The following is a 13537-nucleotide window of genomic DNA, read 5'->3' as shown; positions in this document are numbered from 1 at the left end:
CCCTGACCCCTCGGAACCTTCAGTTGATCTTGACCAGGCCACCCTTGACGGTGAGTTCACCACCGCCGTCGACGGTCTGTGAGACCGAGGCCTGATTGGTGAGACTGGTTCCAGCATCGTTCATCATAGTGGTACCGGACTTATTCGTAAGTGAAGTTCCAGCGGTGATTTTGAAGTCCGTACCAGACTTAATACTTACTGTACCGCCAGCCTCGATGGAGAGGTTGCCGTCAATCTTGAGGGTGAAGTTGCCAGAGATGGTAGAAGAGAAATCGCCTTTATTGGTATGGGTTTCGTTGCCGGTGACGCTCAGGGTGCGGGTTCCGGCGACGGTAAGACTTTCGTTATTGAGGATATTGACCGTCATATCTTTCTGCGCCTGGAGGAATAACTCCTCAGAACCGGCTTTATCTTCAAAACGAATCTCGTTAAAGCCGGATCCCCCCTTTGAGGAGCTGGTCTTGAGCGTGCTCTTCGTCTGGTCGTCCGGCAGGGTGTAGGGCACGGCCTGTTGGGCGTTGTAGACGCAGCCGGTGACGAGCGGCCGGTCCGGGTTGCCCTCGAGAAAGCTGACGACGACCTCCTGCCCGATGCGGGGAATGAAGATGCTGCCCCAGAGGTTTCCGGCCCATCCCTGAGCAACGCGCACCCAGCAGGAGCTTTTCTCGTCGCTTTGCCCCTGCTGGTCCCAGTGAAATTGCACGACGACTCGTCCGTACTGGTCGGTCCATATCTCTTCACCAGCCTTACCCACCACGGTTGCAGTCTGCGTGCCTGCGATGACCGGCCGCGGCGTGCGGAGAGGTGGATGAAACGCAGTGGCCGCGGGAAATGCGGAGAAGCTGTTCGAATAGTCGTCCTGCGTGCCGCGCTGCGTGAGCCGGCGAAGGATGTAGGCGGCATTCAGGTCTGAGCGATAGTGCCCGGAGAGCGTGAATTGCGCCCCGGCGTGGAAGGCCCGGCACAGGCTGCTACCGTGCAGGGTCTTTGCCTCGGTCTGCAATGCGGCGAGCCGCTTGCCGGCAACGGTCTCGCCATCGCTCTGCTGGGCGTAGAGGCCGGGATAGTCGTAGACCGAACGGCTGGCGTCACTGCCGCTGGCGGTAGCGAGCAACTGCGTGGCGGGGATGGTGAAGTTGAAGTCGTCGAGCTTGACCGCGCCCACGGTGACAGCCTGCTCGAGCAAACAGTCGAGCACCATGTCGTCGGCGAGGTAGCGCGGATCGCCGCCGACGAAGCGCGCGGCTGTGAGTCCCGGGCAGGTGCCCCAGTTGCTGGTATCGTCGACCAGCACGAGCGTGTGCTTCGACGCGTCATGCGTGAAGTAATACGCGATGCCTTCTTCCTCGAGCAGGCGGCTGACGAAGGCAAAGGCTGTCTCACGGTATTGAACGCAGTATTCGCGGGCCGTGTAGGTGCCAGTGGTCTTGTCAGAGAAGTCAGAGAATCCCAAGCCGTTGAAGACGGCCTTCACGATGTCGAGCGTGGTCTGGTTCTGATAAATAGCGCAGCCCGCGCTCATGGTGAGCGCCCACAGCCACGGACGCAGCTCCACAAGGTAGGTAGTGAAGCGATCGTCGCGGCCGGCCTGCGTGAAGCGGCCGACCATCCCGTTTACATACTGCGAGCTGCCACTGGAGAGCGGGATCTGCAGCGTCACGTTCTGCCCTACGATCTGCGTGAAGTCGAGCGCGGGATCTTCCGAATAAAGCTCGAGGTCGTAGCGGAAGAGTTCCGAGATCCCCTCCTCACCGCTGTAACTGCGGACCAGAAGTTTATTCGCTCCGAGCGGAGTGGTGACCTGGACGGGCAGCGCCGTCTGTACAAAACTTGCCATGTTCAGCGTTCTCCCGCAGCACCCTGTTCATGGACAGGGACAACATCATCCTGTGGCCTGAGCCAGGAAAGTCTGCCAAGGCTTGCACGGCGCACTCCAGGGCCTTCATTGCCGAGCGCCGATGCGTGCGGAATCTCATCCTGCCGGAGCTGCAGGATGAAGCGAAAATCGATCTCGTCACCAAGATAGAAGCGAGTGAGATCGTAAAGCGCGCTGTGCGCCTCACCATGCGGGAGGAAGCTCTCGAAACGCTTCAGGCCTAATGGGCCGAGGCGGATGTGGATGCCAGCGTGCTCGTCCCAGACACGGCGGCCGAGGATGGCGCCATCACCCAGCATCTGGTTCCTGCCCTGATCTGCGCCGATGCGGGTCCACTGGTCTTCGGCGAGCGGGAGCCACTCACCGGCAAACTCCTCGATGGCAACCTCGACCTGGAAATAATCGCGCAGGATGGTGGCGAGGCCGCTGGCCGAATGCGGGCGATGCGCGAAGATGCCCGCATAGAACAGCAGCGCGCGGTCCGGCATGCGAAGGCGATGCCGTGAGGCCGAGCCGGGATCGCGGCCGAGTCCCATGACGGCGTAGAGGTGATTTGCGCCGAGGCCCTCATCCGGCGAGCCGGCGATGAGCTCGGGATGATGCATCCGGTGGATGGCATACAGCAGCGCGATGAGGCGGTGGTTGAAGATATCGAGAAAGTCGCGCAGCGCGCTCGGTTTTGTGTTGGGCCGGTCGCGGAGCAATTGCGCTGTATACGCCGCGGGCAGAGGGGCGTGCGCGCCGGCCAGCCCCATGAAGTTCACGAGCATTTCGGGCACGGCATATTCATGTGCACCGACCGTAACTCTTTCGATGTCGGAGCCGGGGAATTCAAGAGCCATGCGCGAGCGGAAGCGTACCGGCTCGCGATGGGAACGGCCATCGCCGGAGATGCGATGCAGCACCTCGAGGATTTTCACCGCCTGGTAGAAGTCGAACCCGGAGGCATCGGCGAAGAGACGATCCTTCGCGGACGACCTCGCGCCCCAGCGCGCATCGAGCTGCGGGGCCTCTTCTGCGGCCAGCAGGCCTGCGCCCTCGAGCGGCGTCACAGCGCCTCCCGTGCGCCTTCGAGTGGCGCCCAACGCTTCCATTCGCCCTCGACACTGCTGCGCCGCGCGACCAGTTGCGTGAAGGTATTCACGGAACCATAAAGGCGAAGGAAATGCCGCAGCACCGAGGCCAGCAGCAGCGCACTGCCGGCCTTGTACTGCATGGGGTCGAAACTAAAATCGACCTCGATGCCTCGGCGGAAGCCGCGCCAGGCCTGCGGTCCTACGCGGCGCAGGATGCGGCTCGCCTGCATCCTGCTGATGCCGTCTATCTCCTGCTGCGCGGAGGTGTGGCCGGTGAAGGAGTAGAGGCGGAGAATCTCGCGGAGCGCGTGCAGTCCACCTTCGCCTTCCATCAGCGTGGAGGAGTGCAGGGTGAGGCTCGAGACCAGGCGCCAGAGCGATGCGCCTTCCAGCGGCGGGTAAACCGGGAGCGTGGGCTTGGTTAGGCAGGCGATGCGTAGCACCGGCGTTGTCTCCTCGATGTTCAGCTCGGCGTGGTCGGGCAGCTCGCTGGCCAGCCAGCGATTGGTGCAGAGCGCGTGAGCGAAGACGGTTTCATCCGCCGGCTGCGCGGGGTTGAAAGCGGGATCGAGGAATGAGAGATAGATGTCCGTACCGGGAAGGTCGGCACGGTCGGAGCGTACACGACGCGCCATCCAGAAAGCGGAGGATGGCTGCGCGGCATCTCGTGAGACGCCATTGCGAAAGGAGAAGAACGGCTCGTAGGAGCGCGAGCGCTCGGCCGGATTGGGTGAACCGGAGACGCGCTCAATGGAGTGGATCTCGGTGGAAGCCTCGCGCCGCACGTCGGAGATCAACCGGTACTCGAGCTGCAGGTGGTTGAGGCGGATGGGCTCGGTGGTCTTCGAAAAGAGATTGCGAATGGGCGTGCAGCCGAGGCGGAAGTTGCGCGCGCCGATCGCAGGCTCAGGCTGGGGCAGTTCCTTCAGCACGAAGATCAGATCGAGGAAGCCGGACGGGGCTGCTGTGGCGCTCGCACAGCGGCGCATGGCAAGGCGATCCACCTCGAAGAAGAGGAACTTCTGCGGGAAGCTGAAGTACTCCTGCAACAGGCGATAGCCGGGCAACGCATGCGAGGGGTATGGCAAGACCTCGTGCTCGGGGTCGAAACCGACGGACTGGAGCGCGGAGAGTCCGATAGAGACCGGCCTCGGATCGCTGCTGTCGGCAAGGTAAATGTCCGTGGCATTGGCGAAAAGAATCTCGTAGAGCGTACCGGTCAGCTCAGGCGGCCCATCGAGAAAGAAGCGCAGGCTGGGGAGGAAATCCGGATTGCGCAGCAGGTCTTCGCGGGCGTGAAGGCGAATGCGCAACACGGGGCCGTTCGCGGGCAGGCGATGGTGCACGGCCTGCTCAAAGGCAGCCTCTACGACCGTCACCGGCCAGAGCGTGCTCTGGTAACAGGTCTGGAACCTGCAGGTGAGGCCGCTCTTTTCCTGCGCGAAGAGGCGGGTTCCGCGGGGAATCCGGAATCCCTCGGTGAGCCCCTTAATGGTGGCCCCTACATCGAACTGCGCGATGGCCATGGGAGGCAGCGGCTGCACAAGCTGCGGATAGAGCGAACCGAGAAGCGCGGTGGTAATAGTGGGAAATTCGGCATGCATCTTCCGCTGCAGGCGGGCAGTGAGAAAAGCAAAGGACTCGATCAGCCGCTCGACGTGCGGGTCGGCCGTTTCTCCATGCGGCATGTCGAGCCGCGCGGCGACCTTGGGATGCTCCCGCGCGAAATCGCGGCCGGCGTCGCGAAGATAGCTGAGCTCATCGAAATAGTAGCGAAGGAAATCTTCTTCGGTACGCATGGGGGACAGCTCTCTTACTCCGGTTCGGGGAGCGAGATGGTGGCTTCTTCTCCGTGATCTCGCAGGCTTACGGGAAAACAAACAGGCTGACGGATGCTTCCGAGCCGGATCATGCCGCGCAATATACCGAGCATGGCGGCCGGATCTTCGGGGTCGGCATGCAGGTCGAGCGACAGATCCTCGAGGCGCGGCTCGAAGGAGCGAATCTTGGCGAGGATGGCCTCCTGCAGCAGTTGCACATCAACGAACCTGCCGCTGCTCAGCGATGAGAAGGCGGGCACGCCGTAATCGAGCACGGTCTGTGGCTCCGAAGTCGGCTGCCAGGCCACGGCCGGAGGCCGGCGCGGTGGAAGCCGCGTATTCAGGAGATCCGAGAGCTCTTTCTGGATGGACTCGAGCAGCAGTGAACCGTTGTGCATGCGATAGGGCTCGACGACGCGAACGTCGTCGAGCTCTTCGGCAAAGCGGTCGAACAATGGAACCGCGGAGCCCTCAACCAGCCTTGGCCGCATTAGGTAGCCGCGTTGGTGGCGAGGTTCCAGGTGGTGGAGTTATTTCCCGGATCGGTGGATGCGGTGCCTACCTGCTGCTTATACGTCCAGCTGATCGCAGTGTAGTTGAAGGTCACCGTCTCCTGCGGTTTGCCACCACCGCCGCCGCCTACGGAGACCGATGAGATGAGGGCGTTGGTCAGCGTGTAGACCCAGGTAGCGGTGACGTTGCCGTTGTCGTTCTGCCCCACCGTGATCGTCACTGTCGGCAGCGGCGTCGCGGTGTTGCAGTTGCTGATCAGGTTGCAGGTGGCAAGGTCCATGTACTTCGTTACGGTAAAGTCCTGGTGGTTAGGCTTGCCGGAGGTGCGCTTGGTATTGCTCTGGTCGCCGGTGATCTGTTGCGCGACGCCGTGACTATAGGACAACAGCTCGATCTTTCCCACATAATTCGTGAGAGCACATTCCCCGGTAATCGCGCTGCCGCAGTCAAGAATGAGTACATCCATTGCAGTTCTCCTGAGAGGTTAGGGCCGAGAGTTCAACTGGATGATCCGGCGCTGACTACTTCGCCGGGGGCGGCAGCTCCGCCACCAGGCGCAGCGAGACGGTGAGTTCATCCAGCTGGAAGTGCGGCTTCAGGAAGGCGATCGCCTTGTAGGCTCCCACCTTGTCGGCAAATTCGCTCACGTCCACGCGCGCCTCGCGCAGCGGATAGCGGGCTTTCACGGATTGCGGCGCATCGTCGGTCAGCAGCACGTACTGCGAGATCCAAGTATTCAGGAAGTTCGCGACGTTTTCCTTCGTCATGAAGGAGCCGATCTTGTCGCGCATCATCACCTTGAGATAGTGCGCGAAGCGCGACGAGGCCAGGATGTAGGGCAGCATCGAAGAGATGTTGGCGTTGCGGTTCGCTGAGCTGAGGTTATATTTCTTCGGCTTGTTCGTGGTCTGTCCGCCGAAGAAGGTGGCGTAATCGGTACCCTTGCAGTGGCAGAGCGCGAGGAAGCCGAGGTCGTTGAGCTCCTTCTCGCGGCGATCGGTGATCGAGGTCTCTGTCGGGCACTTGAAGGTGATGTCGCCGTTGTCGGTCTTGAAGGTATAGATCGGCAGGTCGGAGACCATGCCACCGCCTTCAGCGCCGCGAATGGCCGCACACCAGCGGTACTTCGCGAAGGCATCGGTGATGCGCGCGCCCAGCGCATACGCGGGATTGCCCCAGAGGTAGCTGTCGTGGCTCTCAGCCCTGCCATCAAGGCGTTCCGTGTAGTTCAGCCCATCGACCGGCTTGGTCTTGGGGCCATAGGGATAGCGCATCATGACGCGCGGCAGGGTCAGAGTGACGTAGCGCGAGTCTTCACTTTCGCGGAACGAGCGCCACTTGATCATCTCTGCCGTCTCAAAGATCTTGGCGAGGTCGCGCGGGGTGCTCAGCTCGGTGTAGCTCTTCCAGTCGAAGAGTTCCGGGCTGGCCGCAGCGATGAAGGGCGCGTGTGCCGCGGCCGCCACGCCGCTGATGCCCGCGAGCGTGGCTACATCCTGCGGATCGCGGCCGAAGTCGTAATCGCCGATGAGCACGCTGAAGGGATTGCCGCCGTAGGTGCCATACTCGGCTTCATAGATCTGCTTGAAGAGCGCGCTCTGGTCGAACTCCACCGCGCTCTCGATGTCCTTCACCAGATCGGCCTTGCTTGCATTCAGCAGGCGGATCTTGAGGTGCGTGCCGGTCTCGGACTTATCGACGAGGTAATGCAGCCCGCGCCACGAGGCTTCGAGCTTCTGGAAATCGGGATTGTGCAGGACGCGATCGAGCTGCATCTGCAGCAGTTCGTCGATCTGCGCGATGCGCGTCTTGATGGCGATGACGATATCGGTGGTATCGCCTTCGAGAACCTTGCGGATGCGCGCGGCGAGGCCGGGCTGGTCAGGATATCGTTCAGCCAGCGCGGCTTCGGGATCCTCGTACCAGGAGCTCAGCGCGGCCTTGTAATAGGGGTCGAAGGAGACCTGCTCGAGGAACTCGCGGACGAGGTTCTCGGCATCCTTCGTGCGCTCTTCCTGGATGGCCTTGAGGCGCTCCAGCTCGGGGCCGGACTTGCCTTCGGTGTCGACCCGCACCATGCCACCCTGGACTACGACGTTCGAGAGAAAATCACTGTTCGGTTCTGCAGTTGGTTCCGGCATTGCATTCTCCTTACCGGGAGCGCACGACGCTCCCTGCGCCTGCCCTGTCGAGGACAGCGTGGCCATCCTGAGTAGAATGGCCGTTCGGGGCACCGGCTGAGGGACCAGGCCATCAGCCGCAATTCGTCAGCGTCAGTTCTCTGGCGCCGAGAGCTGCTTCGGATCCTTCGGCTGCGGGTAACTGGCAGCGTCCAGCGTCAGCTCTTTCGGCTTGTCCGGAGAGGCGGCGGCGCTCTTCAGCTCCTCTTCGAGCTTGTCGTTGCCGTCGAGCTTGCTGAGCAGGTCGCTGAGCCGGCTGCGCGCCTCAAAGAGCGTATTGAGTTCGGGCGTATGCCGGATCAACCAGAGAGGGTGAAACATGTACAGCGGATCGTCGCTCTGCAGGTTCTGCAACAGCGCATCCAGCGGACGGGCGCTGTCGAGCTTCGGCGTGGCTTCGGCATTCACCGAGACCGGAAGCCGGGGCGCATCGACTGCGTCCTTGCCCTTCAGCCGCATCACGTTTTCGACCGTGAAGGTGGAGTGAGGATTGATCTTTGAAAAGACTTCGCGGAAAGAGTCGCGATCAATTTCGACAAACTGCCGGTCGCGCAGCTTCGGCTGGACGGCGCCCTCGGGCAACTGTCCGGAAAGATCCGCGAGCACGCCTACGACCAGAGGCAGCTCCTTCACCTCGATCGCGTCGCCGATCTGTACATCATAGGTAATCTGCACCCTGGGCGGGCGCACACGATCCAGCTTGTGCTGAATGCTCTCTGACATAGATATCCCCTGATCTGCTCATCGGACTGCTACTTGCGCTGGGGGAACGAAAGTCACCAAGGAACGAAAGATACAAGGAAGTGCACTATCTATATTATGTGTCGACTAAATCTGCACAAAGCCAGCACGCAGGTAAGTCTCTAAGCGGATTGCAGTCTACTTAAAACGGAAACTGAATACTACTATTAATTTGAGTTTTGTATTTTGTCCACCGACTGTGTTTCATTTCGAGTCCCGCGAAAGACCAAGCAGCTGAAAGATACTCGCAAGGTCGCCGTTTTCACGCACTAACTCGGAGAGAAGCTCGTCAAACGGCATCCTTCCCCAGGTAACCGCACGTGATATCAGATATGGCGTCGGACTGTGTGGATCCACACGATGAAGATAGGCCGCTATCTCCTCGAGAAGCTGATACGCCTCGGCACGGCTCCTGATTCTGCCACCGGGATTCGCTATCATCACCGCCCCCTGATCGCTTTCCTCACTTATCGCCAACGCATTGATATCATCCGCGGAGTTCTCTTCGCTGTATAAGTCTTTGTGCTTCAGGTCCGGAAGCGTATCCTCATGTGCGGAGTCGACGAGCGACTCGAGTAGCTGCAGAATCGCCAGCAGCTCGTTCTGCAACTGCAGCAGGCCGGGTGAAAGCCTGCCTGCTTTTTCGTCGAGCAGCGCATCGAAATCGCGTTCCCTGTCGAGCGATGCCGCCACCAGCCGATGCAGGGTGAGAATCCATGAGCGTCCGGTGAGCACGGCGCTCTGCTGAATGGCGGCCAGGGTCACACCGGGCCGCGCCGCGCTACCGCTCGGATTGCGCAGCGCGGCGTCCCAATCGGTAAGCGAGTAAGAGGCGATGTTCTCCATGCCTGGACGAGTGAGTGGCACCAGGCGGAGACGGCGCGGGAGCTTGTCGTTGATCCACTGGATGGGCGCGAGGCGCGCGTCCAGGTCATCCGAGAGTGCCGGATAGATCGAGTCCCAGAATGCGGCGCAGAGCCCATGGACCAGCTCGAGTCCGCGAAGAGCACCGGCGAAGCCATCGAGCTGTACCCAGGCTTCGAGCAGCCAGGCGGCAAGATAGAGATCCTTGCTTCGCGACTGCAGCGCACCGGCACAGAGAGCCTCGACCGCCGGCCAGTCGGCACGTTTCAGCTCACTCTGCCATACGCCCTGGGGCAATGCGGCATCGTCCTCGCGGCGGGCCTCTCGCACCTGCTCATAGACGCCCTCATACCGCAGCCACTCGCCGCAGGGCCGCTCGCCCGGAATCGGCTCCAGCAACAACGCCAGCGTGCTCTCCGGCTGCTCTATCCATCGGCTCATCGTCAGTCTCCGCTCGCGGGGGTGGATTTGAGCGCCGTGAGGGGCGCACGAAAGGGGAAGACCGGCACAGGCAGCGTGGCGCCTCCGGGTTTTGCGCCGGGAGGCAACAGATCCACCTGGAAGTAGACGACGGTCTTCATGGTCGCGCGGCCGCCAGCCTCGGGCTGGTTTGGAATCACGGCCACGTACTGATCGCGCGAGGCGGCCGGGGTGGTGGCACGATGATCGGCCAGCAACGCCAGCAATGACCAGGGATCGGCGTAGCGATAGCTGACGGTGAGCCCCTGCACGCTGGCTGCCGGAGAAGGGTTCACAGTGGAAGGGCTCTGCGGCGAGTTATTAGCGTAACGCAACTCCAGGTTTACGGGGTCACCCAGATGCCAGGCCAGCAACGCACCGTCATTGGGGGGCGCAGCCGAGACCTGCTGGCCTACCTGTAGACGCCATTCGGCGATGCGGTCTCCGTAGGTTTCCACACCGCGGTTCGTGCGGAACTGCACGCTGACGCCAAGCTCGGGTGTGAGGTCTTTTGACGGCGCAACCACCAGCGGACGGACCGCGGCGATGGCGGCAAGAAAGGACTCCACCTCATCCGGATTGCGCACCACCGCGGGCAATACCGCTGCCAGTCCGGGAGCGTCGCTGTCCACAGCCTGATAAAAGCGCGCTACGTCCGCAGGATCGGCCTCGGCTCCGCTGCGCGTATCGAGCAGCGCGGAGAAGGGGAAGCGGCCGGCCAGCGTCTGATTGAATCCGGCGGCGAGGTTGTTGTAGCGCGCGATGGCCACGTCATGGCAGTGCGCCACGACGATGGCCGCAAGCTGCGTGCGCACGCTCAGAAAGACGTCGGCGCTGCGACCGCTGCCGATGCTCCGACAGCCGGCCTCGGGGGTGATTTTGTCGAGATCGGTGGTGATGAAGCTCTCGAGTAGCTGGATGGGATTGCCGGGCTTCTGCGCCTTCAGGGCGTCGACATCCTGCGCGATGTTACGCCAGCGGTTGAGGGCCGCGGAGTGAGCGCCGGAGGCTCGCAGCCATTGCACCAGCGGCGCGGCCTGTGCGGCGAGCGTCTCGATGTTCTGCCTCTCGGCTTCAAGATAGGAGGCGAGATCGTCCGAAGAGCCCACACCGTAAAGCCATTGCGAGACCGGCTGGTTTCCAGCGCCTATAACCGGCGCAGCGTGGGCGTAGAGCGCAGGCAACTGCGCGTTGATCCGGATGAGCATGGAGCTGGCCTGGCGGACCAACGAACGGTTAAGGCACGAGGCCTCAGACGAGGCGCGCAACGCGGTGAGCGAATCGCCGATCTGCTTCAGCGGGTCGAGCGACTGGCTGAAGTTCTTCAGCTCGGTCTCGAGGGCCTCCTGCCTGTCACCGGCCGCGGGGTTGGCGGATGCGGCATCGCTCACCTGCGCCCAGATGGCATTCGCCGCACGGCGGTCAGCAAGCGACTGCACAGAGGCCTGATATTCACCGGGCAGCGCCTGAAGCACCTCATCACGGGCAGTGTTTCGCAAGGCGTGTAACTGCACGGCCTGGGTGAGCTTGTCTTGGTTCCAGATGTTCCCCGGAGGAATGAGCTGGCAGCCGCCGTCGCCGGTGGCGCTGGCATAGTTATCCGCCATGAAGTCGTAACCGAGCAGCGCGTCGAGCACCGAGCCGAGCGCGAGCACAGGGCCAGCGACCTGCACCCGGCCCTGCTCGAAGTCGAGCACTGCCGGGGTTGTGGACAAGCCTGCGCGCAGAGCCGAGAGACGAGCCACGCCCTCACGGTTCACGGCGCCGATGAATGTGCTGTCGGCAAAGGGCATGGCGTCGAGCTTCGAACCGAGGGCTGGATACAGCTGCCGGTTGAAGTCCATGTCCAGCCAGTCGTATCCTCCGGCGCGCAGCTGGGTATCGAGGGCGTGTACACGGCTCACCACGGAGCGCAGCTGCTCGTTCGACAGATTCGCGCCTGCCGTCGAAAGAGCACCCAGGCCCCCCGTGCCGGCGAGGCCCGTGACCTCTGTGAGCAGAGGATTTTCGTCGAGCCAGCGACTGTAGAACTGAGTGATGCGGGCATGCGCGCCCGCGGCGATTTCGGCATTGAGTCCCGGTGGCAGTTCGAGCGGCTGCCAGCTTGCGTCAAACAACAGGCGCATGTAGGCCTGATCGTGGGAGTAGCGACTAATGTCGGGAAAGCTGGGCCCGTGCAGGTAGCGCAGCAGCTCGTTGAGTTGCGTGAAGCTGCCCGAGCCTGCTCCGCTGATCTGCTGATAGCGCTGAATATTCGCATCGAGCGCCGTAATCGCGTCGAGATAGTGATCCAACTCGCCGTAGGAAGCAGCCGAAGACCAGGAATCGCCCGCGGGGTACGCGGTTGGGTCGAGCACGCCGTTCCGCGCAACCGCAGGGATGGAGTTGACCAGATCGTGGATCTTCGCCTCGAGCATGAAGCGGCTGGAGCGCAGGATGACGACTCCGAAGCTGCGCTCCAGGACTTCATTCAGGTTACGGTGCAGCCCGTCGACATCGAGATAGGAGACAGGCATGGCGACAGCGTAGTACTCAGGCTCATGCACGGCGCCGAGCGCGTTGATGACTTCGGCGGCAGAGGTCGGATCTTCCTGCGCGGAGACGGCGACGCTCTCAAGGCTGGTCGAGAGCGATTGCAGCACCGGCTGGATGCGGTCCGTCTGCAAGTTGCCGATGCGGCGCCACGCGTGCAGGGTGATCATCAGGAAGAGTAGAGCGAGAGCGCAGGACAGGATCTTCGCGGCAAGCACCGAGCGGTTGGTCGAGAAGAATCCGCGACGTTCGGCGAAGGCGAGGAAGCGCTCGGCAAAAATTTTCTGCTGGAAGAGATTGCGGACGTAGAGCAGGCGAGGCTGGCTCGCGGTGGAGTTCAGGTTCGTTTCCGAATGAGACAGCGCTGCGTCCTCGCGGCCGCAGAAGTAGATGCCGCGCAGCCGGTGCGAGGAGTGGTAGGCAGTCGGACGGAAGGTACGCTCGATCAACGCGCGCAGCGGCGCCTGCAGCCTGCGCAGCTCCGCGGGAAAGAGAATGACGCCGTCGGCATCGGAGGCAGTGGAGCTCTCGGCCAGCATCTCCAGCTGGTGCCGCAGAAGCGCCTCCACAGTGGAGTCGAAGGCCTCGTCAACCCATTCGGAAGTAAAGGCGCTCTCGAGAGAGTAGGGGTTCGACCAGCCGAGGATGTCGTCGGCGACATCTTCAGCCGCGCCGTGCTTCGCCAGCGCAGCGGTGAGCAGGCCTCGCGAAAAGCTGCCGAAGCCCTCCACTTCGTCGCACTTCGTGACCAGGACATAGACCGGCAGGCTGAGGCCCAGCAGGTGCTGCACATCGTCGAGGCGATGGGCCAGCTCAGTGTTCCGCAATATCGCGGGGAGATGCTCGGCGTCGCCGGAGCGAAGCAGCTCAGAGGCTGGGACGGTCAACACGATGCCGTGCAGGGGCTGCCGCGGACGGGAACGAGCTGCCAGCCGGAGGAAGCTCCTCCATGTATCTTCCGCGCTCTCGGCGCGGGCGCCGAAGAAGCGCTTCATCCGCGATGGCGCGGCCTTTTCGGCGACGGGGTCTTCTCCACCAAGAAACGATCGCCCGGGCAGATCGATCAGCACCGCCTCATCGAACAGAAGCCATCGCGGCGCGTAGCCCGAGGCATCGGCTTCGTTTCCGAGGACAGAGGCCGACTCGGATAAGGCATCGGCCACGGAGGACTTACCGGAGCCCTGCTCGCCGACCAGGAGAAACCAGGGCACCTGGTCTCTTGCCGCCCAGCCGGGCAGACGGAGGCGGAAGCTACGCAGGAAACCGCGAAAGCTCTCCCGCATGCCGGGCGCGGAGGCACCGAGCATCCACTGCGGCAGCAGCTGGGGCTTTTCAGCCGGCTCCTCGCCCTCCTGCTCCTCTTTCCGCGATCGGCTTACGAGATAGACCGCGAGCGCGATGAGAATGAGCGCGATCAGGATGACCACGAGCAGGAGCACGATCAGCAGCACCGGGTTGTCGAACCATAATTTCATT

At 62.4% G+C, this 13537-nt stretch carries 9 protein-coding genes; all 9 read right to left on the bottom strand.

What is annotated here, in order from left to right:
* Positions 1–19: 19 nt before the first annotated feature.
* The 9 genes from QM649_RS11340 to QM649_RS11300 all read right to left on the bottom strand — a co-directional run bounded on the left by QM649_RS11340 (position 20) and on the right by QM649_RS11300 (position 13536).
* A complete protein-coding gene (locus QM649_RS11340) occupies positions 20–1837 on the bottom strand; it encodes a type VI secretion system Vgr family protein (RefSeq protein WP_415199154.1) in 1818 nt (605 codons plus the stop codon).
* 2 nt (positions 1838–1839) lie between these two features.
* Positions 1840–2928: a type VI secretion system baseplate subunit TssG gene (tssG, locus tag QM649_RS11335; RefSeq protein WP_415199153.1), complete on the bottom strand. Its 1089-nt coding sequence runs from the start codon at positions 2926–2928 to the stop codon at positions 1840–1842.
* Positions 2925–4751: a type VI secretion system baseplate subunit TssF gene (gene tssF / locus QM649_RS11330; protein ID WP_415199152.1), complete on the bottom strand. Its 1827-nt coding sequence runs from the start codon at positions 4749–4751 to the stop codon at positions 2925–2927. Before tssF ends, tssG begins: the two co-directional genes overlap by 4 nt.
* Before the next feature lie 14 nt (positions 4752–4765).
* Positions 4766–5263: a type VI secretion system baseplate subunit TssE gene (tssE, locus tag QM649_RS11325; RefSeq protein WP_415199151.1), complete on the bottom strand. Its 498-nt coding sequence runs from the start codon at positions 5261–5263 to the stop codon at positions 4766–4768.
* Positions 5263–5751: an Hcp family type VI secretion system effector gene (locus QM649_RS11320; RefSeq protein WP_415199150.1), complete on the bottom strand. Its 489-nt coding sequence runs from the start codon at positions 5749–5751 to the stop codon at positions 5263–5265. The genes tssE and QM649_RS11320 overlap by 1 nt, the downstream gene beginning before the upstream one ends.
* 55 nt (positions 5752–5806) lie before the next feature.
* On the bottom strand, positions 5807–7426 hold the full coding sequence (gene tssC, locus QM649_RS11315) for a type VI secretion system contractile sheath large subunit (RefSeq protein ID WP_415199149.1): 1620 nt from the start codon (positions 7424–7426) through the stop codon (positions 5807–5809).
* Positions 7427–7558: 132 nt separating this feature from the next.
* Positions 7559–8188: a type VI secretion system contractile sheath small subunit gene (locus QM649_RS11310; protein WP_415199148.1), complete on the bottom strand. Its 630-nt coding sequence runs from the start codon at positions 8186–8188 to the stop codon at positions 7559–7561.
* Between the two features lie 222 nt (positions 8189–8410).
* Entirely contained in the window at positions 8411–9511 is a 1101-nt protein-coding gene (gene tssA, locus QM649_RS11305; RefSeq protein ID WP_415199147.1) for a type VI secretion system protein TssA, read from the bottom strand.
* A gap of 2 nt (positions 9512–9513) precedes the next feature.
* Positions 9514–13536 (bottom strand): type VI secretion protein IcmF/TssM N-terminal domain-containing protein, encoded by a 4023-nt coding sequence (locus tag QM649_RS11300; protein ID WP_415199146.1) that lies wholly within the window; start codon positions 13534–13536, stop codon positions 9514–9516.
* Position 13537: the final 1 nt, after the last annotated feature.

The organism is Silvibacterium sp. (assembly GCF_047605705.1).
In the GTDB taxonomy this organism is placed as follows: Bacteria; Acidobacteriota; Terriglobia; order Terriglobales; family Acidobacteriaceae; genus Silvibacterium.
The sequence above is the reverse complement of the archived record's forward strand: the minus strand, read 5'-3'. Positions and strand labels throughout refer to the sequence as shown.

Coding starts and splice junctions, on each gene's coding strand:
- QM649_RS11340 (WP_415199154.1), bottom strand. CDS start 1,837: ATGGCAAGTTTTGTACAGACGGCGCTGCCCGTCCAGGTCACCACTCCG.
- tssF (WP_415199152.1), bottom strand. CDS start 4,751: ATGCGTACCGAAGAAGATTTCCTTCGCTACTATTTCGATGAGCTCAGC.
- tssE (WP_415199151.1), bottom strand. CDS start 5,263: ATGCGGCCAAGGCTGGTTGAGGGCTCCGCGGTTCCATTGTTCGACCGC.
- QM649_RS11320 (WP_415199150.1), bottom strand. CDS start 5,751: ATGGATGTACTCATTCTTGACTGCGGCAGCGCGATTACCGGGGAATGT.
- tssC (WP_415199149.1), bottom strand. CDS start 7,426: ATGCCGGAACCAACTGCAGAACCGAACAGTGATTTTCTCTCGAACGTC.
- QM649_RS11310 (WP_415199148.1), bottom strand. CDS start 8,188: ATGTCAGAGAGCATTCAGCACAAGCTGGATCGTGTGCGCCCGCCCAGG.
- tssA (WP_415199147.1), bottom strand. CDS start 9,511: ATGAGCCGATGGATAGAGCAGCCGGAGAGCACGCTGGCGTTGTTGCTG.
- QM649_RS11300 (WP_415199146.1), bottom strand. CDS start 13,536: ATGAAATTATGGTTCGACAACCCGGTGCTGCTGATCGTGCTCCTGCTC.